Annotated in this window: 25 protein-coding genes; 11 read left to right on the top strand and 14 right to left on the bottom strand. The window is 68.6% G+C overall.

What is annotated here, in order from left to right; all coding sequences use genetic code 11:
• The first annotated feature begins 96 nt into the window (after positions 1-96).
• Positions 97-462 carry a Zn-ribbon domain-containing OB-fold protein gene (locus tag J2X34_RS17490; RefSeq protein WP_174907879.1) on the top strand — a complete coding sequence of 122 codons (366 nt, stop codon included), beginning with the start codon at positions 97-99 and terminating at the stop codon, positions 460-462.
• A 97-nt stretch (positions 463-559) separates the two neighbouring features.
• On the opposite strand, the gene J2X34_RS17485 is transcribed toward J2X34_RS17490, so the two are convergent.
• Positions 560-1,891 (bottom strand): MFS transporter, encoded by a 1,332-nt coding sequence (locus tag J2X34_RS17485; RefSeq protein WP_429518660.1) that lies wholly within the window; start codon positions 1,889-1,891, stop codon positions 560-562.
• Between the two features lie 321 nt (positions 1,892-2,212).
• Here J2X34_RS17485 and nhaA point away from each other — a divergent pair, with 321 nt between their 5' ends.
• From nhaA to J2X34_RS17470, 3 genes are read left to right on the top strand one after another with little or no spacing between them, the layout of a single operon-like run.
• Positions 2,213-3,421 carry a Na+/H+ antiporter NhaA gene (gene nhaA / locus J2X34_RS17480; RefSeq protein WP_114721073.1) on the top strand — a complete coding sequence of 403 codons (1,209 nt, stop codon included), beginning with the start codon at positions 2,213-2,215 and terminating at the stop codon, positions 3,419-3,421.
• Between the two features lie 58 nt (positions 3,422-3,479).
• Positions 3,480-4,004 (top strand): phage holin family protein, encoded by a 525-nt coding sequence (locus J2X34_RS17475; protein ID WP_114721075.1) that lies wholly within the window; start codon positions 3,480-3,482, stop codon positions 4,002-4,004.
• Positions 4,005-4,023: 19 nt separating this feature from the next.
• Positions 4,024-4,959, top strand: a complete 936-nt coding sequence (locus J2X34_RS17470) for an alpha/beta fold hydrolase (protein ID WP_114721077.1) — start codon at positions 4,024-4,026, stop codon at positions 4,957-4,959.
• Between the two features lie 26 nt (positions 4,960-4,985).
• Here the strand turns inward: J2X34_RS17470 and marP are convergent, their stop codons facing one another.
• From marP to nth, 4 genes are read right to left on the bottom strand one after another with little or no spacing between them, the layout of a single operon-like run.
• Positions 4,986-6,176: an acid resistance serine protease MarP gene (marP, locus tag J2X34_RS17465; protein ID WP_114721079.1), complete on the bottom strand. Its 1,191-nt coding sequence runs from the start codon at positions 6,174-6,176 to the stop codon at positions 4,986-4,988.
• Complete coding sequence (locus J2X34_RS17460; RefSeq protein ID WP_114721081.1) at positions 6,173-6,940, bottom strand: NUDIX hydrolase; 768 nt, start codon at positions 6,938-6,940, stop codon at positions 6,173-6,175. Before J2X34_RS17460 ends, marP begins: the two co-directional genes overlap by 4 nt.
• A complete protein-coding gene (locus tag J2X34_RS17455) occupies positions 6,937-7,605 on the bottom strand; it encodes a TlpA family protein disulfide reductase (protein WP_114721083.1) in 669 nt (222 codons plus the stop codon). Before J2X34_RS17455 ends, J2X34_RS17460 begins: the two co-directional genes overlap by 4 nt.
• A gap of 5 nt (positions 7,606-7,610) precedes the next feature.
• Positions 7,611-8,291 (bottom strand): endonuclease III, encoded by a 681-nt coding sequence (nth, locus tag J2X34_RS17450; protein ID WP_114721380.1) that lies wholly within the window; start codon positions 8,289-8,291, stop codon positions 7,611-7,613.
• 175 nt (positions 8,292-8,466) lie between these two features.
• On the opposite strand from nth, the gene J2X34_RS17445 reads away from it, so the two are divergent.
• The 4 genes from J2X34_RS17445 (at position 8,467) to J2X34_RS17430 (ending at position 11,701) form a co-directional block, all read left to right on the top strand.
• Positions 8,467-8,748 carry a hypothetical protein gene (locus J2X34_RS17445; RefSeq protein WP_114721085.1) on the top strand — a complete coding sequence of 94 codons (282 nt, stop codon included), beginning with the start codon at positions 8,467-8,469 and terminating at the stop codon, positions 8,746-8,748.
• 213 nt (positions 8,749-8,961) lie between these two features.
• Positions 8,962-9,636, top strand: coding sequence for a Crp/Fnr family transcriptional regulator (locus J2X34_RS17440; protein ID WP_005515884.1), 675 nt, complete (start codon positions 8,962-8,964; stop codon positions 9,634-9,636).
• A gap of 161 nt (positions 9,637-9,797) precedes the next feature.
• The gene (locus J2X34_RS17435; protein WP_114721087.1) at positions 9,798-10,655 is read left to right on the top strand and encodes an alpha/beta hydrolase; all 858 of its coding nucleotides are present in this window, start codon (positions 9,798-9,800) and stop codon (positions 10,653-10,655) included.
• A 113-nt stretch (positions 10,656-10,768) separates the two neighbouring features.
• On the top strand, positions 10,769-11,701 hold the full coding sequence (locus J2X34_RS17430; protein WP_114721089.1) for a LysR substrate-binding domain-containing protein: 933 nt from the start codon (positions 10,769-10,771) through the stop codon (positions 11,699-11,701).
• 59 nt (positions 11,702-11,760) lie between these two features.
• Here the strand turns inward: J2X34_RS17430 and J2X34_RS17425 are convergent, their stop codons facing one another.
• The 7 genes from J2X34_RS17425 to J2X34_RS17395 form a co-directional block, all read right to left on the bottom strand.
• Positions 11,761-13,104 carry an MFS transporter gene (locus J2X34_RS17425; RefSeq protein WP_429518623.1) on the bottom strand — a complete coding sequence of 448 codons (1,344 nt, stop codon included), beginning with the start codon at positions 13,102-13,104 and terminating at the stop codon, positions 11,761-11,763.
• A gap of 165 nt (positions 13,105-13,269) precedes the next feature.
• Positions 13,270-14,274 (bottom strand): amidohydrolase family protein, encoded by a 1,005-nt coding sequence (locus J2X34_RS17420; protein WP_114721093.1) that lies wholly within the window; start codon positions 14,272-14,274, stop codon positions 13,270-13,272.
• 3 nt (positions 14,275-14,277) lie between these two features.
• Positions 14,278-14,799 (bottom strand): 3-hydroxyanthranilate 3,4-dioxygenase, encoded by a 522-nt coding sequence (locus J2X34_RS17415; protein WP_174907864.1) that lies wholly within the window; start codon positions 14,797-14,799, stop codon positions 14,278-14,280.
• Entirely contained in the window at positions 14,796-15,263 is a 468-nt protein-coding gene (locus tag J2X34_RS17410) for a RidA family protein (protein ID WP_114721097.1), read from the bottom strand. Before J2X34_RS17410 ends, J2X34_RS17415 begins: the two co-directional genes overlap by 4 nt.
• Entirely contained in the window at positions 15,260-16,039 is a 780-nt protein-coding gene (locus tag J2X34_RS17405; RefSeq protein ID WP_429518620.1) for a 2-keto-4-pentenoate hydratase, read from the bottom strand. Before J2X34_RS17405 ends, J2X34_RS17410 begins: the two co-directional genes overlap by 4 nt.
• Positions 16,040-16,086: 47 nt before the next feature.
• On the bottom strand, positions 16,087-17,562 hold the full coding sequence (locus J2X34_RS17400) for a 2-hydroxymuconic semialdehyde dehydrogenase (protein WP_114721101.1): 1,476 nt from the start codon (positions 17,560-17,562) through the stop codon (positions 16,087-16,089).
• Between the two features lie 127 nt (positions 17,563-17,689).
• On the bottom strand, positions 17,690-18,508 hold the full coding sequence (locus J2X34_RS17395; protein WP_114721103.1) for a TetR/AcrR family transcriptional regulator C-terminal domain-containing protein: 819 nt from the start codon (positions 18,506-18,508) through the stop codon (positions 17,690-17,692).
• 61 nt (positions 18,509-18,569) lie between these two features.
• Between J2X34_RS17395 and J2X34_RS17390 the strand changes: the two genes are divergently transcribed.
• Together J2X34_RS17390 and J2X34_RS17385 are read left to right on the top strand one after the other, a co-directional pair.
• Positions 18,570-20,333, top strand: coding sequence for a DEAD/DEAH box helicase (locus J2X34_RS17390; protein WP_429518617.1), 1,764 nt, complete (start codon positions 18,570-18,572; stop codon positions 20,331-20,333).
• Positions 20,333-20,890, top strand: a complete 558-nt coding sequence (locus J2X34_RS17385; RefSeq protein ID WP_429518615.1) for an SWIM zinc finger family protein — start codon at positions 20,333-20,335, stop codon at positions 20,888-20,890. Before J2X34_RS17390 ends, J2X34_RS17385 begins: the two co-directional genes overlap by 1 nt.
• A 13-nt stretch (positions 20,891-20,903) precedes the next feature.
• Here the strand turns inward: J2X34_RS17385 and J2X34_RS17380 are convergent, their stop codons facing one another.
• On the bottom strand, positions 20,904-21,689 hold the full coding sequence (locus tag J2X34_RS17380) for an MBL fold metallo-hydrolase (protein ID WP_429518613.1): 786 nt from the start codon (positions 21,687-21,689) through the stop codon (positions 20,904-20,906).
• Positions 21,690-21,802: 113 nt separating this feature from the next.
• On the bottom strand, positions 21,803-22,567 hold the full coding sequence (locus J2X34_RS17375; protein ID WP_114721111.1) for an SDR family NAD(P)-dependent oxidoreductase: 765 nt from the start codon (positions 22,565-22,567) through the stop codon (positions 21,803-21,805).
• A 133-nt stretch (positions 22,568-22,700) separates the two neighbouring features.
• On the opposite strand from J2X34_RS17375, the gene J2X34_RS17370 reads away from it, so the two are divergent.
• Positions 22,701-23,324 (top strand): TetR family transcriptional regulator, encoded by a 624-nt coding sequence (locus J2X34_RS17370; RefSeq protein ID WP_114721113.1) that lies wholly within the window; start codon positions 22,701-22,703, stop codon positions 23,322-23,324.
• The last annotated feature ends 20 nt before the right edge of the window (positions 23,325-23,344 follow it).

The following is a 23,344-nucleotide window of genomic DNA, read 5'->3' as shown; positions in this document are numbered from 1 at the left end:
GGTATGCCCCCCGGCAGTTCTACCGTCGTGCTCTTGCGTCGCAGTTGGAACTGTGGGAGTCGGACATCCCAAGCTTCACGAAGTCGAGGTATCCCGATGCAGAACCAACCTCCCCGCACCACCACCGTGGACCGTTTCACGATCGGCCGCTGCGACGACTGCGGCTCACTCCTGGCCCCGGAGGCGTCGACGTGCTCGTCGTGCCGCGGCACCGAGATCAGCCGGACGCCGTCGGAGGGCACCGGGTCGATCGTCGCCTGGACCGTCCTCGAGGTCTCCCCCAGCCGGACGTACACCGATGTCATCCCGTACACGATCGCGATCGTCGCACTCGACGAAGGACCGTGGACCTACGCCTGGATCGAGGGTGCTCCGATGGAGGGCGCCGAGCGTCCCCGCGTCCGCTACTCCCGCATGATGTCCGGCGAGCCCTACCCGCTGTTCGTCCAGCAGACGTGCTGATCTGCCTCGGCCGAGCCGGCAGAGGCAGGAACCTCGACAAAGAACGAAGGAGGGTGTGACCGCGACGGTCACACCCTCCTTCGTATCCCGGCCGGGATCAGATCTCGTCGAGCGACTCGTCCTTGGTCTCGCGCATCACCAGCAGCGCGACGAACGTGAGCACCGACGCGATCAGCAGGTAGATACCCACCCAGCCGACGCCGTAGCTCGTGGCCAGCCAGGTCGCGATGAACGGGGCCACCGCGGCGCCCAGGATGCTCGCGGTGTTGTACGCGATGCCGGAGCCCGTGTACCGGACATTGGTCGGGAACAACTCCGGCAGCACCGCACTCATCGGGCCGAACGTCAGGCCCATCAACACCATGCCGATGATCAGGAAGACCAGCATCCGGGCATCGGTCATGCCCTCGGTCCCGAGGAGGAGACCGAACGTCAGACCGAAGACCATCATGGCGGCGGTGATGACCAGCAGCGTGATGCGGCGCCCGTAGCGGTCGGCGAGCCAACCGGCGAGCGGGATGGTGGCCGCGAAGAACAGCACCGCCACCAACTGCAGAACCAGGAAGTCGCGGTACTGGAATCCGGCACCGTACCCGCCGTCAGCGGCGGTCTTGCCGGTCCCGTAGCTGAGCACCCACGTGGTCATGATGTAGAAGAGCGTGTACGTCGCGAGCATCACGAACGTGCCGATGATCAGCTGACGCCAGCTGGTCTTGAAGACCTCCTTGAGCGGGGTCTTGACCTTCTCGCCGTTGGCGACGGCCCGGGCGAACACCGGCGTCTCCTCGAGCTTGAGGCGCACGTACAGACCGATCATCACCATCAGCGCGCTCAACAGGAACGGAATTCGCCAGCCCCACGACAGGAATGCGCTGTCGAGGTCGGGATCGGAGCTGCTGGTGTAGCCGAGAGTGAGCGTGATCAGCAGGAACAGGCCGTTGGCGAAGAAGAACCCGATCGGTGCGCCCAACTGCGGCCACATCGCGGCCCACGCCCGCTTGCCGCTCTTCGCGGTCTCCGTCGCCAGCAGTGCCGCGCCGGACCACTCACCGCCGAGGCCGAGACCCTGGCAGAAACGCATCAGGGCCAGCAGCGCCGGCGCCCAAAGCCCCACCGCGTGATAGGTGGGCAGCAGGCCGATCAGGAACGTCGCGATGCCCATCGTGAGCAGCGATCCGACGAGCGTGGCCTTGCGACCGATGCGGTCACCGAAGTGACCGAACAGGATGGAACCGAGCGGCCGGGCGACGAACGCCAGACCGAACGTCGCGAACGACGCCAGCAGCGCGGTGGTGTCGTTGCCCTTGGGGAAGAACAGGTGCGGGAAGACCGATACCGCGGCCGTCGCATAGATGTAGAAGTCGTAGAACTCGATCGAGGTTCCGACCATGCTCGCGACGACGATGCGGCTGCGCGGGACGCCGCCCACCGTCGACGCGTCCGCCGGGGCGCCGGCCGTCGATAACTCGTCCTGTCCGCGCTCGGCGGACTCGACATCCTTGCTCACGTGACAATCTCCTGCACAAACATCTCGATGGCTCCCCCGCCCGTGAGCTGGTTCCCAAAGTTCCACTGAATGGAAATCCATCCCAAACCTTAGGAATTGAACACGGCGCGCACACGAAGTCGCAACCGACGGTTACCGACTGAACGGTTGCAAAGAACCCGTTAAGATCTAGGAGGAGTGCCGGGAAGTCTGGTCGGCGACAGCTTTGCCGTACCCGACGTAACCCCAGGTGAGAGGCTTTCCTTGATTTCTGCCGCACGCTCCGAACTCGCCCGCTACCTCCGCACCGAAACGGTGGGCGGGTCCATCCTGCTGATCGCCGCCGCTCTGGCCGTGCTGTGGGCAAACTCTCCCTTCGCCGACGCTTACACGTCACTGCGGGACTGGCAGATCGGCCCCGCCGCCATCCACCTGAACCTCAGCCTCGGCACCTGGGCACAGGACGGTCTGCTCGCGATCTTCTTCTTCGTCGCTGGTCTCGAGCTCAAACGCGAGCTCGTGGTCGGCGAACTGGCCGACCGGAAGAAGGCGCTGCTGCCGATCATCGCCGCGTGCGGCGGCGTCGTGGTGCCGGCGATCATCGCGGCCGTCGTCGGCGCCGGCGCCCCCGGCATGGACCGCGGCTGGGCGATCCCGGTCGCCACCGACATCGCCTTCGCGCTCGGTGTGCTCGCGCTGACCGGCTCGCGGATCCCGGCGAGCGCCCGCGTGTTCCTGCTCAGCCTCGCGGTGGTCGACGACCTGCTCGCGATCGTGCTGATCGCGGTGCTGTTCACCAGTTCCATCGCGATGCTGTGGATCCTGACGGCGATCGTGTGCCTCGTCGTCTACTGGTACGCGCAGAAGCGCCGCATCACGACACCCCTGCTGTACGTCCCGCTGGCCCTGCTGACCTGGTACAGCGTCCACGAGGCGGGGATCCACGCAACACTGGCCGGCGTCGCGCTGGGCCTGCTCACCCGGGTCCGGACCGATCCGGGCGAGCAGTACGCCCCCGCGACCCGGCTCGAACACCGGCTGCAGCCGTACTCCGCGGCGATCTGCGTGCCCCTGTTCGCCCTGTTCGCATCCGGCGTCCCGATCAACGGCCAGGTCCTCGGGCAGCTGTTCACCGATCGCATCGGCCTGGCAATCATCCTCGGACTCCTGGTCGGCAAGACCGTCGGAATCTTCGGTATCTCGTGGCTCGCGATCCGTCTGGGCATCGCGACCAAGCCCCGACTCCTGGGCATGCGCGATATGTTCGCCCTGTCGGTGCTCGGCGCGATCGGGTTCACCGTTAGCCTTCTGGTGGCCGATCTTGCTCTGGCGGGTATCGGCGACGGCAGCGAAGCGGACATCGCGAAGGCCGCGGTGCTCGTGACGTCGTTGGCTGCGTCACTGCTCGGATCGGCGCTACTGTTGCGACGCGGACGGGTCCATCAGGCCCGCGCCGCTACCGAGGGCTCGTGAGTGACCGCTCGCGGGTCGCAGTAACCAGCGCGTCAGAACAACCTGGAGGGGTCGAGAAGTGAGCGTCACCAACGGCAACGGAGTCACGGGAGACGGCGGCCGGTTCACCGGCGACGGCGTCCCGACCACGGTTTCCTCGATTCCCCTCACCGACCTCCACAACCCGGAGACCGCGTCGATCGGCACCCTGGTGCGCGACGCGACCGCCCAGGTGTCGACGCTGTTCCGCGCCGAGGTCGAGCTGGCGAAGTCCGAGGTCACCAGCGAGGTCAAGAAGGGGCTGCAGGGCAGCCTGTTCTTCATCCTGGCGCTGGCCGTGCTGGTGTTCAGCGCGTTCTTCTTCTTTTTCTTCCTCGCGGAGCTGCTCAGCGTGTGGCTCGATCGCTGGGCGTCGTTCCTGATCGTCTTCGTGCTGATGCTGGTCGTCACCGGCATACTCGCGCTGCTCGGCTACATGCGGGTCCGCAAGGTGCGCGCGCCGAACAAGACGATCGACTCCCTCAAGCAGGCCGCGACGGTGCTGCCGGGCCAGCGCCCGGAGACCGCGTCCCCGCTGGGTACCGGAACGGGCACCGCCGGCTGATCCGGCGGTGGTCGAATCAGTGACACAGCCCGACCCGTCCACGGTCCGTTTCGACGGACCGTGGACGCATCGTGACATCCATGCGAACGGCATCCGCATGCACACCGCGGAGACCGGCCCCGCACGCCCCGACGCGCCGCTCGTCGTCCTCCTGCACGGCTTCGCAGACTTCTGGTGGACGTGGCGCCACCAGCTGCCCGCACTCGCGGACGCCGGTTTCCGCACCGTCGCGGTCGACCTGCGCGGCTACGGCGACACCGACACCCCGCCCCGCGGCTACGACGGCTGGACGCTCGCCGGTGACATCGCGGGACTGATCCGGGCGATGGGCCACACCGACGCCACCCTCATCGGCCACGCCGACGGCGGACTTGTCTGCTGGGCGACCACACTGCTGCACCCGCGGCTCGTGCGGTCGATCGGTCTGATCAGCTCGCCGCACCCGATCGCGCTCAAGCAGTCCGTTCTGAAGGACCGCCGACAGCGGTCCGCGCTGCTGCCGACGTTCCTCGATTACCAGGTGCCGTGGCGGCCGGAGCGACGACTGGTCTGCGACGACGGCGCCGAGGTAGAACGCCTCCTGCGCGCCCGATCCGGTCCGGCGTGGCCGCAGTCGGAGCAGTTCGCCGACGTGGCGAACCGGCTCCGGTCGGCGATCCAGATTCCCCGGGTCGCGCACTCGGCGCTGGAGTACCAGCGGTGGGCGTTCCGCAGCCAGTTCCGCCCGGACGGCCACCGCTTCATGACGGCGATGGACAAGCAGGTTCAGATCCCGGTCCTGCAGATCCACGGCACGCTGGACCGCTACGTCCTTGCGAGGACCGTCGAGCAGTCCACCGCGCACGCGCCGGGACAGCAACTGCACCGGATCGCGGGCGCCGGCCACTTCGCACACCAGGAGTCCCCCGACGAGGTCACCGCGGAACTGACGCGGTTCGCGCTCGCCTCACGCTGAGCCCGGGCGGCACAGGCCACCCGGACTCAGACGATGCACACCCCGGTCCCGACCGTTTCCGTGGACTGGCCGGCCAGGTCGAGCTGGCGGGAGACCTCATCGGCGGTGAGCACGAACCCGGTGTCGCTGTCGTCGACGGCGGCACCGAACACCACACCCAGGACCTGCCCCTTCTCGTCGACCAGCGGGCCACCCGAGTTGCCCTGACGGATCGACCCGCGCACGGTGTAGACCTCACGCTCGACCGTGCCGGACCGGTAGATGTCCGGGCCGCGCAGGTCCAGAACCTCACGGATGCGTGCAGCGCTGGCGGTGTAGGGCCCACCGCCCGGGTAGCCGAGGACGATGGCACTGTCACCGGTCCGCGCCTGCTCGGGGGCGAAGGTGAGTGGCGTGGCCCGCAGCCCCGGCACGTCGAGCACGGCGACGTCCACGGCCGGATCGAACACCACGACGCGGGCGTCGAGCGGCCCGTCGGCGGTGTCGACGGTGACCGCCGACGTCCCGGCGACGACGTGGGCGTTGGTCATGACGCGCTCAGGTCCCACCACGAATCCGGAGCCTTCGAGCGCCTTCTGGCAACTCGGTGCGACGCCGCGAATCCGCAGGACACTCGACTGCAGCCGCTGCGCCACCGGGCTCGCGAGCACGCTCGGGTCCGGCGGTTCGACGTTCGTGATCGGCGTGCGGCCGAACGGACCGATGACGTCCGGAAGTCCGGAGGTGTCGAGCAGTGCCGAGAACTCGCTGGGCACCTGGCGTAGCCAGTCGGGGGCGACGTCGTCGACGGCGGTGAGCACCTTGGATCCGCGGACCGCGCCGGCCACATTGGCCTGGGTCGACGAGGTGAGCGGGATCGCGAGCAGCCAGGCGGCAACCAGCACCGCGGTCAACTGCAGTCCTGCGCCGACGAAACTGTCCACTGACCGAGCCACCGGGCTGTGCATGCCGCTGCGGGCCGCCCGCCCCAGCACCATGCCCGCGACCTCGCCGATCACGACCAGCGCGACGATCAGCGCGATGCCGGCGAGGACCCGCATCCGGCCCTCGTCCACGTGGACCAGGACGTGCGGTGCGATCAGGATGCCGGCGACGGCACCGAGCACGACCCCGAGGAACGCGAGCGCCGACGCGACCGCACCCTGCCGCCACCCCGACGACGCCGCGAGCAGCGCCACCAGGATCACGGCCAGATCGATCCAACCCGATCCGCTCAACGCTCCCCCATTCCTCGACCCGGACGCAGGTGTCCGGGTTCGGTGTTCTCCAGTCCGCTGTCCACCTGGGTGAGCGTGGCATCGAGGTCTCGGATGTCGCGGTGGTCCCATTCGAGTTCCCAGCCGGACACGGCCAGGAGCCCGGCGAGCACGCCCGCGGTGAATCCCCACACGAGCATTCCGTCCACCTCGAACGCGGGGCCCTGGTAGCCGGCGCGGTGCCGGACCTGGAACCGGTTGTCCGGGTCGATCAGCTCCCGCAGCGGGACCCGCACCACCCGCTCGGCCTCGGCGGGGTCCACGACGCCGACCGGGCTGGGGTCGCGCCAGTACGCGAGCACGGGAGTGACGTCGAACCCGGACGGCGGGATGAAGATCTCGGGCAGCGTCGCGAGCGGTTGGACGCCGCTGCGCACCAGGCCGGTCTCTTCCTCCGCCTCCCGGAGCGCGGTGTCGACGGGACCGTCGTCCTCCGGGTCGGCTGCACCGCCGGGGAATGCGACCTGCCCGCTGTGCTGCCGCATCGTCGATGCGCGCTGGGTGAGCAGGACGTCGGCGTCGGCGGGCAGCCCGCCGATGGCGAGCGGATCGGACTCGTGCGAGCCGCCGAACAGCACCAGTACCGCGGCGGGCCGCACCCTGGCGCCCGTCGGGGACCGTCGGTTCAGCACCGGGTTGACGCGGTTGGGGTCGGCGGGGAGGGTGCTCGTCACCGCGCGCAGCCATTCGGGTGCCCCGCCGGGCTGCGGGTAGTAGAGGCTCATGCGGCGACGCCGAGATACTGCTGGACGACGTCGGCGATCTCGTCGACGCTCCGGAACGGCTGCGGCAGGATCTTCGCGACGGTGCCGTCCGGACGGATCAGCACGGACACCGGCAGCACGGCGGGCGACCCGACGGCCGCCTGCACCCGCACCGCACCGTCCTGGACGCCGGGCAGGTGCACGTCGTACTCGGCGAGTCGGGCGAGCGCGTTGGCCTCGTTGGAATCGGTGTGCACCGTCAGAACGGTAACCGCGGCGCCCGCACGGTCCGCATATTGCTGGAGATACGGCAGTTCCTCCCGGCACGGCCCGCACCAGTAGGCCCAGATGTTCAGCAACACCGGCTTGCCCGCGAGCGCGCCACCGAGGTCGACTCGGGTGCCGTCGCCGAGGCACTCGAGCGTGATGCCCGTCAACACGGAACCGTCGGGTGCGGGGCCGGTGGCCACGGGGCACGGTGCGAGTGCGGCCTCAGCCCGCAGCGGGGCCAGGGCCTCGGGCGAGTCCGAAGCCCGACGCTCCTGCTGCGACGTCGAGCGGCCCGCACCGGGGTAGTCCCCGACCTCCTGTTCGTCGCTGCCGCCGCGCGGCCAGATCGCCACGACGAGCGCCGCCACCACCACGAGCGCGGCCAGGCTCCACCGCGCGGCATTCGAGATCCGCATACCGCTCACATGCCTGCCAGTTCGAGAAGGTGCTCGGTCTCCGGGCCCTTCACGAGCGCGGCCGCCGCAACCGGATCCGTGGGCCCGGCACCGAAGGACGGGCAGTCCTTCGCGAGCACGCACACACCGCACGCGGGCTTGCGCGAATGACAGACCCGGCGACCGTGGAAGATCACCCGGTGCGACAGGTCGGTCCACTCCTTGCGTTCGATGAGTGCCCCGACCGCGTGCTCGACCTTGACCGGGTCGGTCTCCTCGGTCCACTTCCAGCGCCGGACGAGCCGCCCGAAGTGCGTATCGACTGTGATTCCGGGCACGCCGAACGCGTTCCCGAGGACGACGTTCGCCGTCTTGCGACCGATCCCGGGCAGCGCCACGAGGTCCTTCAACTTGCCGGGCACCTCGCCGTCGTAGCGCTCGAGCAGAGCCTGCCCGAGGCCGATGATCGAGTTCGCCTTGTTGCGATAGAAACCGGTCGACCGGATGTACTCCTCGAGCTCGGTCCGGTCGGCCTCCGCGTAGGCGCGGGCGTCCGGGTAGCGCGCGAACAATGCCGGAGTGACCTGGTTGACGCGCACATCGGTGCACTGGGCCGACAGGATCGTCGCGACCGTGAGCTCGAGCGGCGTCGTGAAGTCGAGCTCGCAGTAGACGTGCGGAAACGCCACCTTCAGGCGGCGGTTCATCCGCCGTGCCCGGCGCACGAGCGCGAGCCGGGACTCGCCTGTCGCGGCGGCACCCGCACCCTGGTTCGGGTCGTCTCCTGAGGTCGCATGCACCTCGACAACTCTACGGACCCGGCGTCCGATCGGATTCCGGACTGTGTCGATTCTGAGACCTTCGCAGTGTTTACTTCCCGGTATGCAAGGTCTGGCTGTGGTGCTGTTCCCGGTGCTGCTCATGTTGTTCGCGCTGGCGATGGAGCGTGTCGAGTTCCGACTTCGGCGTCTCACCGTCCGCGAGCAGGAGGTCGAGGAGTTCCTCGACCAGGCCAGCCAGGACGAGGTGGCGACCCTGGCCAACGAGGGATTCCCCCACGCGCTGGCCCGTTTCCACCGTCGCCGGAAGAAGGGCGGTCAGACCGAGATCGCCGACGACACGGACGACCTGGAAAACCCCGAGAGCACCCGCCGCGCCAGCTGATCCCGCGCGCCGGCCGGCCGATTCGATCGGCCTCGAGTGTCTTCCTCGAACAGTCCGGGGAGGGATTTTCGCAAAGTTGTAGAACTCTACGTGGTGTCCGTGACTCGTCCCACAGCGATGCCAAGTAGACTTTCTTCTCGTACTCGTTGCATGAGACCTCAGTCGACGTGCAGCAACTTGCATTGATGAACAGATTTTTCCAAAGGAGCGCACGTGGACGAGGTCCTGGCCAGAGCCGGCATCTTCCAAGGAGTCGAGCCCTCGGCGGTGGCTGCGCTGGTCAAGCAGCTTCAGCCCGTCGATTTCCCGCGCGGGCACGTCATCTTCAACGAGGGTGAGCCCGGCGATCGTCTGTACATCATCGTCTCCGGCAAGGTGAAGCTCGGCCGCCGTTCGCCGGACGGCCGCGAGAACCTGCTGACGATCATGGGTCCGTCGGACATGTTCGGCGAGCTGTCGATCTTCGACCCGGGTCCGCGTACGTCGACCGCGACCACGGTCACCGAGGTTCGCGCCGTGAGCATGGACCGCGACGCTCTGAAGTCGTGGATCGACCAGCGCCCGGAGATCGCGGAGCAGCTGCTGCGTGTTCTCGCACGGCGCCTGCGCCGGACCAACAACAACCTCGCGGACCTGATCTTCACCGACGTCCCGGGTCGTGTCGCCAAGGCACTGCTGCAGCTCGCGCAGCGCTTCGGCACCCAGGAGGCCGGCTCGCTCCGCGTGACGCACGACCTCACGCAGGAAGAGATCGCCCAGCTCGTCGGCGCCTCCCGCGAAACCGTGAACAAGGCCCTGGCCGACTTCGCGCACCGCGGCTGGCTGCGGCTCGAGGGCAAGAGCGTCCTGATCTCCGACTCGGAGCGTCTGGCGCGCCGCGCTCGCTGATCGCACGAGCGACCGGCACCGAACGACCCGAAGCCGCCCGTCCCCATCCGGGGCCGGGCGGCTTCGTCGTTTCTGTGGTCGAGTAGCCATAGCTGCACGGTCATACCTCTGCCCGGATTTCGCATTCGACAGGCATTCGCTTCGCCCCAGAGGATGGGACGATGACCGACCCGCAGATCGATGCGGACTACAACGTCCGCAACACCGTCTCCGCCGAACTGTTCGATGCCACGATCGAGGAGTATCGGCAGCGCTCGCGCGAGGCCGTCGACGGGCTCGACGGGTGCCAGGATCTGCGCTACGACCCCGACAGCCTCGAGCGCCTCGATGTCTGGGGAACCGGGACCGGGCTGCGACCGGTGTTCGTGGCGATCCACGGCGGGTACTGGCGGGCGCTGTCGCGGCACCACACCGCGTTCATGGCGCGCATGCTCGACGCCGCCGGCATCGCCACCGTCGCGGTCGACTACGGCCTCGCCCCCGACACCCCGCTCGAGGAGATCGTCCGGCAGGTGCGAGCGGCGGTCGCGTGGGTGTACCACCACGGCGCGGAGCACGGACTGGACCCGAACCGCATCGTGGTGGGCGGCAGCTCCGCGGGCGGCCACCTGACCGCCACCACGATGGTCCCCGGCTGGCAGGATCCGCTCGGTCTGCCGGACGACGTGGTCCGCGCGGCGATGCCGATCAGCGGACTGTTCGACATCCGGCCACTCGTGAACTCGTTCGCGAACGAGTGGTTGAGCCTCGACACCCCACGAGCGAGTGCGCTGAGCCCGATGTTGCAGACCGACCGGGTCGGTCCGCGGGCGGTGGTCGCCGTGGCCGAGCACGACGGCGTCGGGTTCCTCGCCCAGAGTCGGAGGTTCCACAGCGCGTGGGCCCGTCGATCCGAGAGCGAACTCCTGGTGATCCCGGACCGCAATCATTACGACGTGTTCCTCGATCTCGCCGATCCCGCGTCGGCTCTGAGTACCGCACTGCTCGGGCTGTTCGCGGGCCTCGAGCACACGTCCTGAGGGCGCTGCACCACCGAGACCTCGAAATCCGCCTCGCCGCAGTACAGTTGCGCATCGCAACCGCCAAACCGCTGACGGTATACGTCGGATGCGGTCGTCGCTAGGATTCCACCATGGACATGCCCAAACTGCTGGACGGGCGCCTCAAGCTCCGCCACCTGCTCCTCGTCGACGCGCTGACCAGTCAGGGCAGCGTCGTCGCCGCGGCCGCGGCACTCCACGTCACGCAACCCGTCGCGACGCGCAGCCTGCACGATCTCGAGTCGATTCTCGGTGTGTCCCTGTACGACCGCGGCCCACGGGGAATCACCCCGACCATCTTCGGCGAGGCGTTCACGGCGCACGCCCGAGCGGTCATCGCGCAACTGACCCAGGCCGGCCGGCACGTCGTCGAGCTTGCGGACGCCGACCGCGGAACCGTTGTCGTCGGAACACATCTCGCGGGTTCGAACGTGCTGCTGCCCGGTGCGATCGCCAGACTGAAGAACGAGCGACCGCTGCTGACGGTGATCGTGCGCGAGGGCACGCCGGAGATGCTGCTGACCGAACTGCAGTCCGGGCGTATCGATCTCATCGTCGGCAGGCTCACCTCCCCCACCGACGAGATGGCGGTGCGGCGCACGTTGTACGCCGAGTCGGTGGAACTCGTGACGCGCGTGGGACATCCACTCGCGGGTCGCGATGACATCCGACTGAGCGATCTCACGCAGTACCCGTGGATCCTGCCCGGGGTGGAAACCGCGCTGCGTCGGGAGCTCGAGGAGTTCTTCGCCCGGAACAGCCTCTCCCTCCCGGAGAACCGGGTGGAGGCCACGTCGTTCCTGACGGTGCGCCAGCTGCTGCTCGAGACCGATATGGTGGCGGTGCTCCCGAGCCTGATCCCCCGGGACGACACCCGGCTGACCACGCTGCCGATCACGCTGGATCCGATCGGCCACAGCGTCGGGGTCACGCTCTCGGCCGGTCGCACGCTGAGCCCGTCCGCGGCCGCGCTGGTGGACTTCCTCGCCGAGTTCGCGGCCGAGATCGCGCCCCAGCGAGGCTGATCCGGAACGGGCGGAGCCGCCCACCGGAAAGGTGGACGGCTCCGAATCCCCCGACAGGATCAGACGTGGACCACGGACGGCGCCTCGTCGTGCTGCAGGCCGCGGGACGAGTCCGGCACCACCCGGAACAGGGCGATGGCACCGAACAGGCTGACGGCGCAGATGATCGCGAGGTACCACGTGACGCCGGTGGACGATCCGGTGGCGTCGAGCAGCGCGGTGGCGATCATCGGCGCCAGGCCACCGCCCAGGATCGCTCCGCTCTGCAGGATCAGCGACGATCCCGAGTACCGGACCTTCGTGGGGAACGTGTCAGCGATGATGCTGCCCTGCACGCAGTGCGTGACGGGCACGATCAGGCCCATGCCGAGGAACGCGATCACGGCGACGACGGAGTTCTCGGTGTTGAGCAGCGGGAAGAACACGATGCACCACACCAGGATCGCGGCGGAGCCGGCGATGAACATGGTGCGCCGGCCGTGCTTGTCGGCGACCCTCGTCCACACCGGAATAGACGCGAACCACAGGACCGCGGCCGCCGTCACGCTCAGGATCAGGAACTGCTTGTCGTAGCCGAGGTGCTGCGTGCCGTACGACAGCGAGAACACCATGAAGGCATACGCGACAGCGGAGTTCGCGAGGACCGCGAGCAGGGTCAGCGACAGCCGCGGGAAGCCGACCTTCAGCGCCTCGCGGAGCGGGAACTTGGCCACCTCGTTGTTCTCGACGATCCCGGTGAACGACGGCGACTCGGTGACCCGCAGCCGGATGACCAGACCGATGGCGACGAGGACGAAGCTGAGCAGGAACGGGATCCGCCAACCCCAGGAGGCGAACGCACTGTCCGACATCACCGAACTGGTGGTGAGGAAGATGCCGTTCGCGAGCACCAGACCCGCCGGGGTGCCCATCTGCGGGAACCCGGCGTAGAGGTTCTTCTTGCCGGCCGGGGCGTGTTCCATCGACATCAGCGTCGCGCCGGCGCCCTCACCGCCCAGTCCGATGCCCTGCACGACGCGCATGGCGACGAGCAGGATCGGGGCCCAGACGCCGATCGCGTCGTAGTTCGGGATGAGGCCGATCAGGGTCGATCCGATGCCCATCATCACGAGTGAGACCACGAGGGTCGCCTTGCGGCCGATCCGGTCCCCGAAGTGACCGAACACCAGACCGCCGAGCGGGCGGGCGATGAATCCGACCGCGAACGTGCTGAACGCGGCGAGGGTTCCGGCGGTGGGGCTCAGGCTGGGGAAGAACTGCTTGTTGAAGATCAGTGCGGCGGCGGTGCCGTAGAGGAAGAAGTCGTACCACTCGAGGGTGGTGCCGGCCAGGGTCGCCATGGCGACGCGGCTGCGCGCGGCCGTGACGGGGGCGGTGCCCCGGCCTGGTGTGCTGTCGGTCATCGCAGATACCTATCGGGTGTCGGGGGAGGCGATCGGATCTCCGAGATCCGTTCTTCGCCAGGAGAATCCGGCGGCCAATTCGGCCTTGTACGGAAGATTCTGCATACGTGAGACATGACTCACAAATGCCGAATCGGCCGCCGGGTATCTCAATTTGGCTATGCCTCAGGCGATGTCGGAGAGCCCGAGGAACCGCTCGGCGTTGCCGCGCTGGATCAGATTGCGTGCGGTCTCGTCGAGGAACTCACTCTTGCGCACGACCTCCCCGACCGGCCGCTCCCCCAGCGGGTACGGGTAGTCGCTGCCCACCATCACCCGGTCGACACCGACGGTGTCGACCAGCAGGCGCAGTGCGCGGTCGTCGAACACGACGGAGTCCACGTAGAAGCGACCGAGGTAGTGTGACGGCGGCATCTCCGACGTACCGATGATGTCGTTGCGCCGATGCCACGCGTTCTCCATCCGTCCGAGCCAGAACGCGAAAGATCCACCGCCGTGCGCGAATCCGATCTTCAGTCGCTCGTCGATGCGGTCGAAGACGCCGCCGAGGACCAGGGCGAGAATCGACAGGTGGGTCTCGGCCGGCATCGCGGTGAGCCACTGCGCCATCCACCGGTTCAGACGCGGGGACGAGTCCATGTCCCACGGGTGCACGAACACCGGGACGTCCAGCGACGCGCAGTGCTGCAGGAACGTCACCACGCCCTCGCTGTCGAGGTCGCGGTCACCGACGTGGTTGCCGATCTCCACGCCGCGGTGCCCGTTGGCGACGCTGCGCTCCACCTCACGGCAGGCGGCGTCCGCGTCCTGCAGCGGGACCTGACAGAACGGGATCAGCCGGTCCGGGGCGGGTGCGACGATCTCGAGCGCGAGATCGTTGAAGATCCGCGAGATGCGGGCGGCCTGCTCGCCGGTGCGTCCGTAGTTGAAGAACGCCGGCGTCGGCGAGACCACCTGGGTTCGGACACCGTCGGCGTCCATGTCCCGCAGCCGGGTCTCCGCGTCCCACGCGTCGGCCTGGATCCGACGGAACTCCTTGGAGCCCATCATGATGACGGCCTCGGACTCGCTCTCGACCCGCAGCCACGGCGCCTCCGGCCCGGCGTCCGCGGTGAGGTCGGGCCACCCCTTGGGGACGTAGTGCGTGTGGATGTCGATGATGCCGGACACTCGTCAGCCCTTTCCGGGGTGCAGGGCGCCGCACTTGTCGCACGTGCGCGCCTGCTCGTCCTCGTAGAACTGCACGAACACGGGCGGCAGGTCGGCGACGATGTCGCGCACCTGCAGTTCGATCTCGTGGATGAGGTGGTTGCATTCGAGGCAGTACCACTGGAACTTCTCGAGGGTGCCCTCGCGGCGCACCCGCTCGATGACCAGGCCGATCGAACCCGCGGTGGGCCGCTGCGGCGAGTGCGGCAGGTTGCCGGGGAGCAACCAGGTCTCGCCCTCGCGGATGTGGACCCGCTCGGGTCCGTCCTCGGTCATGACGTCGACGTGGATGTCGCCCTCGAGCTGGTAGAACCACTCCTCGTACGGGTCGAGGTGGTAATCGGTGCGCTGGTTGGGTCCACCGACGACCTGCACGATGAAGTCGTCACCGAGCGCCATCGTCTGGTTGTTGACCGGCGGCGCGAGCAGGTGGCGGTTCTCGGCGATCCACTTCTGGAAGTCGATGACGGGCGGGATACGGGTCACGAGTGGTCCTCCGAGTCTGCGGCGGTGGTGATGTTCTTGCGACGGTCGGCGGGCAGGTACGCCACGCCCTGGATCTCGATCAGCAGATGCGGGTGCGGAAGCTGGTGCACCGCAACCGTGGTGCGGGTGGGTCCGGTCTCGTCGAACATCTCGGCGTACACCTCGTTGTACCCACCGAAGTCGTTCATCGAGACCAGGTACGACGTGACCTGGACGAGATCGCTCAGTTCGGCACCGACCTCGGCGAGGATCGCCTCGATGTTCTCGATCACGGCGCGAGTCTGGGCCCGGATGTCGAGCTTGGTGGTGCCCATCTCGTCCACCTCGACGCCGACGAACGTGTTGTCCGGCCGACGCGAACTGGTGCCCGAGACGTACACGAAGTCGCCGGCCACCTTCACGTGCGGGAACCGTCCGCGCGGGGTGGCGAGGCGTTCGATCACTTTGGCTGCGTTGTCGCTCATGCGATTCCCTTCACCGTGACACTGCCCAGACCCTCGACGTCGCACCGTGCGGTGCCCGCGGCGAACGGGATCGCCGCCGTCGCCGCACCGGCGAGGACGACGTCCCCGGCCCGTAGCGGAATCTGCCGGCGTCGACTCATGTCGAGCAGCGCGTGCAGCGCGTTGACGGGATCGTCGAGGATCGCCGCCGTCGAGCCGGTGACGGACTCGCCGCCTGCCTCGAGCCGCACCGCGAGGTCGCCGACCCCCCGCATCGGCTGCCACGGGCCGATCACGTACGCGGCCGCAGAGGTGTTGTCGGCGACGACATCGGTGTAGGTGAAGCGGAAGTCCCGGTAGCGGGAGTCGATGATCTCCATCGCGGGAGCGACGGCGTCGACGCAGGATTCGATGTCGACGGTCGGATCGTCGACGTCCACGTCGCGCGCGAGACGGTACGCGATCTCGGGCTCGATCTTGGGGTGGATGAAGCGGTGCAGGTCGACGTCGCCGCCGTCCTCGACGCACATCGCATCGGTGAGCCGGCCGACGATCACATCGGAGACACCCATCTGGGCCATCTTCGCCTTGCTCGTGAAGCCGAGCTTCACACCTAGGAGCGTCTCGCCGCGCCCGCAGCGGAAGCCGATGAGCGACTCCTGGATGCGGTACGCGTCGTCGATGTCCACGGCGACGTCGTCGGCGAGGCTGAGGGTGTCGTGCACGCCGACCTGAGCGTCGTCCAGGCGCCGGGCCAGCGCTTGGATCTCGTTGCTGTCCAGTGGTTTCGTTTCCATCAGTCCTCGTTTCCCAGAAGTCCCATAAGTCCCATAAGTCCCAGAAGTCACAGCGCCACGCACACGTTCGTCGGCTCGGTGTAGAAGTGCAGCGAGGACTCGCCGCCCTCCCGCCCGATGCCGGACAGCCCGACGCCGCCGAACGGTGACCGCAGCTCACGGGTGAACCACGTGTTGACCCAGGAGATTCCGACGTTCATCTTCTGTGCGACACGGTGTCCGCGACGCAGGTCGTTGGTCCACACCGAGGCGGCCAGACCGTACTTGGTGTCGTTGGCCAGCGCGATCGCCTCCTCCTCGGTGTCGAAGGGCACCAGCGCGGCGACCGGCCCGAAGATCTCCTCACGGAGCACAGGATCCTCGTTGGTCAGCCCGGTCCACAGGGTGGGCTCCACCCACGATCCGAACGCGAACTTCGAGCCCAGGTCGGGGATTCCGCCACCGGTGAGCACCTTCGCTCCGGACTGCTCGGCCATCTTGAAGAAGCTCATGACCTTGTCGCGGTGTGCCTGCGAGATCAGCGGGCCGGTGGTGGTGTTCTCGTCGGTGGGATCGCCGAGCCGCAGTTGCTGCGCCCGCTCGACGAGGCCCGTCGCGATGTCGTCGAAGATCGCCCGGTGCACGTACACCCGTTCGGTGCACAGACACACCTGGCCGGTGTTGGTGAACACCGACTTGGTCAGCCCGGTCAGCGCCTCGTCGAGGTCGACGTCGTCGAACACGACGGCCGCGTTCTTGCCACCGAGCTCGAACGACACCGGGCGCACCCGCGGGGCAACGGTCTTCATCACGTGCGAGCCGGTCGCGGACGAGCCGGTGAACGTGACGCCGTCGATGCCGGGGTGCGTCGTGAGGTACTCGCCGGCGGAGTTGCCGCCGAAGCCGTGCACCACGTTGTACACGCCGGCGGGCAGACCGACCTCGGCGAGCACCTCGGCGAGCAGCGTCGCCGTCGCGGGCGTCTCCTCGCTGGGCTTGACGACCACCGCGTTGCCGCACGCCAGCGCGGGCGCCACCTTCCAGGTGAGCAGCAGCAGCGGCAGGTTCCACGGCACGATCACCGCCACCACGCCGAGCGGCTTGCGCACGGCGTAGTTGAGCGCCTGACGACCCCCGGCGAGGTCGGTCATGAACGATTCCTGACCGGCGGCCGCCGCGACGTCGGCGAAGGTCCGGAAGTTGGTGAGCGCGCGGGCGACGTCCAGTTCGCGGGCCTGCGTGATCGGCTTGCCGGTGTCCGCCATCTCGGCGGCCACGAACTCCTCGAACCGCTCCTCGATGCGGTCCGCCGCCCGACGCAGCAGCGCCGTGCGCTCGCGGACCGGGGTGTCGGCCCAGCCGTTGTCCAGCGCGCGGCGCGCGCCGGTCACGGCACGGTCGACCAGCACCTGGTCGGCCTCGTGCACCTGGGCGAGGACCCGCCCGGTCGCCGGGTCGATCTGGTCGAAGCCGCGCTGCGGGTCGGGATCGACGAATGCGCCGTCGACGAAGTTACGGATCCAGCCGTCGAGGGTTGAAGTCATGGATCAATGGTCGAGCCCCGATCCATGCCGAACAAATGCCAAATCGGGTTCTACCTATGCCCTTATGCGCATACGTCCCGCGCAGAGCCCGCGGAGAACCGGCGCAGGGTTGCGGAGAGGAGATGTGTCAGTCTGCCGAAACCTCACGCTCGATCCCGTCCAGCAGCTTGGCGAGCCCGTACTCGAACGCGCCGTCCGGGTCTGCGGGCGCCTGGTACAGCTCACCGACCGTCGAACCCACCCGCGACGACAGCGGGAACAGACTCGGCGGCATGGCCGCAGCGAACAACGGGCCGTGCACCTCCCACCACTGGGCGTCACTCAGTTGCCGCGTCGCATCGATCGCCGCGACCGCCACTCGGGCGTTGCCCGTGGCGAACTCCGACAGCACCGCGATCACCCGGTCCATCGCAACATCCGACAGGCCGATGCCCTCGATCGCGGCGAGCTGCTGTTCGTAGCGGCGCATGCGCCCCGGCCCGAGCACGAGCCGCCAGGGCGGCACTTCCAGGAGCCAGGGATGCGCGATCAGTTCGGCGCGGACCCGACGGGCAATGGAGGCCATCCGTTCGCGCGGTGCGAGGTCCCCCGAAATCGAGGTGGCGTCCTCGTCGGCGACCGCGTCGACCATGAGGATCGTGAGTGCGTCCTTGCTGGGGACGTAGGTGTACAGGCTCATCGGCCGCAGGCCCAGCTCGGTGGCGACCGAGCGGATGGAGACGCTGGCGTAGCCCTCCCGGTCGGCGAGCGCGATCGCCGCGGCGACCACCGCGTCGACACTGACCGTCTGCTTCGGGCCGCGCCTGGCAGGCTGCGGCGGAAGCTCGTGCCGCCACAGCAGGTTCACCACCTGTTTCGCCTGCTCGGCGCTGATCTCCTCGCTCACGGAGCCCCTTCGGAACAAATCCAGTACGGTGTACGTTGTCAGGGATACTCCGTACACCATACGCTACTTTCGGGGGTCTACTCTGCCCAGCACAAACGCCACCTACCTGCCGGATCGGCACATGTTCGCGCTCTGGACGTGGACGGGCCGCGGCACCGGCCCCGCCCCGAGCGTCCACGGCGACCGCGAGACCCTGGCGCTCGCGCTCCCGGTCGGCGCGGACGGCGCGATCGAGGTTGCCGACGTGGACACCACGCTCGTGGACACCACGACCCTCGCCGGACTGACGCTCGAACCGGCGGGAGAGTCGGTGACGCTGTGGCAGGATGCAGTGCACGCCACCGACGGCGGCCCGCTCACCCCGCCGGCCACCGACAGGCCGTCCCTGCCCGTCGCGGCGCACGCGGTGCCGAACGCCTCCGGCACCGCGATCGTGTCGGCGGAACACGCCGTTCGCGTCCTGCGCGAATCCGAGGCCGTGGCGGCCGAACTACGTTCGACGCTGGAGGCGCAACTCCGGCCCTACCAGGCACGTGGCGTCGGCTGGCTGCGGGAGACCGTCGACGCTCACGGCGGCGCGGTGCTCGCCGACGAGATGGGACTCGGCAAGACCGTACAGACCATCGGCTTCCTCCTCGGTCGCGCGGAGGCGGAGCCGCAGCTCGTGGTCTGTCCGACCTCGCTGGTCGGCAACTGGGCACACGAGATCGGGCGATTCGCGCCGGGACTACATGCGACGGCGTGGCGCGGCGGGCAGATCCCCGCCGAACCGGGAACCGTCGTCATCGTGGGATACCCGACCTTGCGCATACACGGCGAACTGCTGGCCGGACAGCACTGGAGCACGGTGGTCTTCGACGAGGCGCAGGCGCTGAAGAACCCGCGCACCCAGATCTCGAAGGCTGCGCGGGCGTTGGACAGTGCGGCGAAGATCGCGCTGACCGGCACACCGGTGGAGAACCACCTCGACGAGCTGTGGGCGCTGGTGAACCTGGTCGCGCCCCGGATGCTCGGGCACCGGGCGCAGTTCCGGCGGCGGTTCGTCCAACCGATCCAGGAGGGCTCGGTCGCCGCCGCGACCCGGTTGCGCGACACCATCGAGCCGATCGTGCTGGCGCGCAAGAAGGTCCAGGTGGCCGCGACGCTACCGCCGAAGATCCACAACGACGTGCTGTGCGATCTCACCGCCGAGCAGGAGGAGATCTACGACCTCCTCCTCGCGGAAGCCATCGATGACGGGTTCGGTTCCGGTATCGAACGCCACGGCCGTGTCCTCGCGGTGCTGACCTCACTGAAGCAGGTCTGCAACCATCCCGGGCTGGTCACCGGCGAACTGGAGTCACTCGCCGGCCGGTCCGGGAAGCTCGACCTGTGCACCGACATCCTGGCCACCAATCTGGAAACCGCCAGCCCGACACTGGTCTTCACCCAGTATCGCCGGACCGGTGAACTACTCGTGCGCCATCTCGCCGATCAGTTCGCCGTCACGGCGCCGTTCCTGCACGGCGGGCTGGCCCCGGCCGAACGCGCCGAGATCGTGTCCCGGTTCCAGACCGAGGACGGACCGCCGGTACTGGTCCTGAGCCTGCGCGCCGCCGGCACCGGTCTGACACTCACCCGCGCCGCCGACGTCATCCACTTCGACCGCTGGTGGAATCCCGCGGTCGAGGCGCAGGCCTCCGACCGGGCACACCGGATCGGTCAGACGCGCACGGTCACCGTCACCACACTCACCTCGACCACCACCGTCGAGGAGCACATCGCGGGCATGCACGACCGAAAGGCTGCACTCACCGATCTGAGTGACACGGCGGGCATCGCCGCGCTCGCGGGACTCGACGACGACCAGCTGATCGAGATCCTTCGCCGCAAGAGGGAGAACTGATGGTGGACAACGAATTCGGATACACCGCATGGGGCATGGACTGGGTGCGGCTGGCCCAGCCGCTGCGCCAGGGCGGACCGGCGCGCCTACTCCTGCCTCGTGCTCGCAGCCTCGCACGCAACAACCTCGTGAAGGCGACGGTCGAGGGACGGATAGTGCGCGCTTCGATCCACCGCGGGGGTCAGGCATCGGTGACCCAACTGGAGGTGGCGCCGCTGACCAGAGCGTCGATCACCGGCATCGCGGCGATAGTTCCGGACACCGCCGTGCTGACCGACGACATCCACCAGGACATCGTCTCCGCCGGGATCGCGCTCGCACCCGTTCTCGCGGACACCGACTGTTCGTGTTCGGCGCGCTCCGCTCCCTGTCTGCACCTGCTCGCCGTCCTCTACGAAATCGCGCACCGAGTCGACGAGAACCCACAGCTCGCGCTGGACATCCAGGGCTATACCACTGCGATGCTGCATGATTCGGCGGTACCGGCGTCGACCGCGCGCTGGACACCCGTCAGCGCGCTCGATCCCGCGGCATTCTTCGAGAGGGCGTCGGGCTGAGCCCTGCCGGGACTCAGCTCCGCAGGTACTCCAACTGCACCCGCACCGACTGCTCGGCAGCCGGCCACAGCGTCTCGTCGACGTCGGTGTAGACGTGCTCGACCACCGCGCGGACGTCGGCGTCGGCGCCCAGGACGTCGAGTGCGCCGCGCACCTGCGCGAGTCGCTCCTCGCGGTGCGCGAGGTAGTAGCGGGCCACGGTCTCGAGGTCGGGCAGTTCGGGTCCGTGCCCGGGCAGGACCGTCCGGCCGGGGCCGAGGTCGATGAGGAGCCGCATCGACGCCAGGTAGTCGCGCAGATTTCCGTCGGAGGCGTCGAGGACCGTGGTGCCGCGGCCGAGGATGGTGTCGGCGGTGAGCACCGACCCGTCGTCCTCGATCACGAACGACACCGAGTCGGCGGTGTGGCCGGGGGTGCGCAGCACGTGCAGGGTGAGTCCGGCCGCCTCGATCGACTCGCCGTGCCCGAGTCCGCCGCCACCGCCGCGACGGAACTCCTCGCGGACCGCACGCACCGGCGCCCCGGTCAGTTCGTGGAACCGATCGAGGCCGCCGGTGTGGTCGTGGTGTCGGTGCGAGACCAGCGTCAGCACCACCGTGCCGACGCCCGCGACCCGTGCGAGGTGCTCGGGGTCGTCGTCGCCCGGGTCGACCACGATGCACTCGTCGCGACCCGGGCTCCGCAGGATCCAGGTGTTGGTGCCGTCGAGCGAGTACATGCTCGGGTTGTTCTCGAGCATCACCGCCGCGATCGGCGTGACCTGGCGCAGCTGGGCGTACGCGGGGTGCTGAAGCGTCATGGACGCCCCTTTCGTGACGGGCCGACAGCGTCTTCGGCGAAACCGAGCATCACTGTACGACTCCTGCCACGCCGCGGCCGCCCCGGACGACACCTACTGCGCGGCAAGCGCACTCACATGTGGGTGCCGCCGTCGATCCGGATCTCGGTGCCGGTGACGAACGCGCCGTCGTCGGACGCGAGCATCGCGACGACGCCGGCGACGGTCTCGGGGCCCGCGAAGCCCTCGCCGATCCAGGGGTACAGCTTGCCGATCAGGCTCGCGTCGACATCCTCCGGGAAGCCCGGGTTGCTGGTCATGCCCGACGCGATGCTGCCCGGTGCGACCGCGACCGCGCGCAGGCCCTGCCTGGCGTACTCGAGCGCGATCGCGTGCGTGAACGACTGGATGCCACCCTTCGACGCCGCGTACGCCGCCATGTAGGGGTGCGCGAACTGCGCCGACGTGGAGCTGAAGTTCACCACGACGCCCTTGCCGGTCTCGAGCAGCGCGGGCAGCGACTGGCGGGTCACCAGGAACGTCCCGGTGAGGTTGGTGCCGATCACCTTGTTCCAGAAGTCGAGTTCGGTCTCGTGGGTGTGCGACGAGCGCAGGATGCCGGCCGCGTTGACCAGGACGTCCAGGCCGCCGAGCTGTTCGATCGCGCCGCCGATGTTCTCGCGGACCGAGTTCTCATCGGAGATGTCGGCGGTGACGGTGCGCAACCGGTCGGCGACTCCGGCCTGCTCGGCGCGCTCACGCGTCACTGCCAGGCCGTTCTCGACCACGTCGACGCCGGTGACGATGCCACCCTCGTCGAGGATGCGGGCCACCACGGCCTGACCGATGCCGGATCCGGCTCCGGTGACGAGTACTCGGCGTCCTTCGAATCGCTTCATGATTTCTCCTGTTCGCATAGAGTTGATTCACAGCTCTACTGGCACGGTAGGCCGAGATGGCACGTTGTGTCACGCATTTTCCGGAAACAAGACCGGTAGTCTGCGATCCGACACCACCCGAGGAGCCCAGAACATGCCCGGCGCACAGCCCGCCACCTCGCTGACCGAGCGACGGAAAGCGGAGACACAACTCGAGATCTCCCGACGCGCCGCAGAACTGTTCTCCGCACGCGGCGCGTCCGCGGTGACAGCCGAGGAGATCGCCGCGGCGGCCGGCATCGGCCTGCGCACGTTCTACCGCTACTTCCGCACCAAGGAGGAGGCAGTCGCACCCCTGCTCGCCGGCGGGGTCACCGGCTGGATCGCACACCTCACCGGCGACGGGGACGCCCCCTCGGACGAATCCGTGCAGGCCGCCCTCGAGCGGGCGACGCGCCAGGCACTGACGCCGTCCGACGACATCGCCGAGGAGATGCTGCAGTGGACCCGCGGACTGCTGCGGACGGTGCACGACGAACCCGGTCTACGAGCCGTGTGGCTGCGCGTACAGGCCGACTCGGAGGACGGACTGGTCGCGGCGCTCACGACGCTGATGGGGCCGACTGCCGACCCGCTGACCGTCCGGCTCACCGCGGCCTCCGCGAACGCCGCGATGCGGATCGCGGTCGAGACGTGGGCGGCGACCGACGCCCCGAGCACCGGCCCCGGCGGACCGGCGGATCTCGCGGCGCGCTGCATCCGCACCCTCGTCGGCTGAACCCCGAAGACAACTGAGCC

This window comes from Rhodococcus sp. BE178, from assembly GCF_050433545.1.
Lineage (GTDB): Bacteria > Actinomycetota > Actinomycetes > Mycobacteriales > Mycobacteriaceae > Prescottella.
Note: the sequence above shows the minus strand (reverse complement) of the source record. Positions and strands in the feature narration are given on the sequence as shown.

Coding starts and splice junctions, on each gene's coding strand:
- J2X34_RS17395 (WP_114721103.1), bottom strand. CDS start 18,508: ATGGTGTACGGAGTATCCCTGACAACGTACACCGTACTGGATTTGTTC.
- J2X34_RS17375 (WP_114721111.1), bottom strand. CDS start 22,567: ATGAAGCGATTCGAAGGACGCCGAGTACTCGTCACCGGAGCCGGATCC.
- J2X34_RS17445 (WP_114721085.1), top strand. CDS start 8,467: ATGCAAGGTCTGGCTGTGGTGCTGTTCCCGGTGCTGCTCATGTTGTTC.
- J2X34_RS17380 (WP_429518613.1), bottom strand. CDS start 21,689: ATGACGCTTCAGCACCCCGCGTACGCCCAGCTGCGCCAGGTCACGCCG.
- nth (WP_114721380.1), bottom strand. CDS start 8,291: ATGAACCGCCGCCTGAAGGTGGCGTTTCCGCACGTCTACTGCGAGCTC.
- J2X34_RS17455 (WP_114721083.1), bottom strand. CDS start 7,605: ATGCGGATCTCGAATGCCGCGCGGTGGAGCCTGGCCGCGCTCGTGGTG.
- J2X34_RS17430 (WP_114721089.1), top strand. CDS start 10,769: ATGGACATGCCCAAACTGCTGGACGGGCGCCTCAAGCTCCGCCACCTG.
- J2X34_RS17410 (WP_114721097.1), bottom strand. CDS start 15,263: ATGAGCGACAACGCAGCCAAAGTGATCGAACGCCTCGCCACCCCGCGC.
- J2X34_RS17490 (WP_174907879.1), top strand. CDS start 97: ATGCAGAACCAACCTCCCCGCACCACCACCGTGGACCGTTTCACGATC.
- J2X34_RS17460 (WP_114721081.1), bottom strand. CDS start 6,940: ATGAGCCTCTACTACCCGCAGCCCGGCGGGGCACCCGAATGGCTGCGC.
- J2X34_RS17425 (WP_429518623.1), bottom strand. CDS start 13,104: ATGACCGACAGCACACCAGGCCGGGGCACCGCCCCCGTCACGGCCGCG.
- J2X34_RS17370 (WP_114721113.1), top strand. CDS start 22,701: ATGCCCGGCGCACAGCCCGCCACCTCGCTGACCGAGCGACGGAAAGCG.
- J2X34_RS17435 (WP_114721087.1), top strand. CDS start 9,798: ATGACCGACCCGCAGATCGATGCGGACTACAACGTCCGCAACACCGTC.
- J2X34_RS17405 (WP_429518620.1), bottom strand. CDS start 16,039: ATGGAAACGAAACCACTGGACAGCAACGAGATCCAAGCGCTGGCCCGG.
- J2X34_RS17385 (WP_429518615.1), top strand. CDS start 20,333: ATGGTGGACAACGAATTCGGATACACCGCATGGGGCATGGACTGGGTG.
- J2X34_RS17400 (WP_114721101.1), bottom strand. CDS start 17,562: ATGACTTCAACCCTCGACGGCTGGATCCGTAACTTCGTCGACGGCGCA.
- J2X34_RS17390 (WP_429518617.1), top strand. CDS start 18,570: ATGTTCGCGCTCTGGACGTGGACGGGCCGCGGCACCGGCCCCGCCCCG.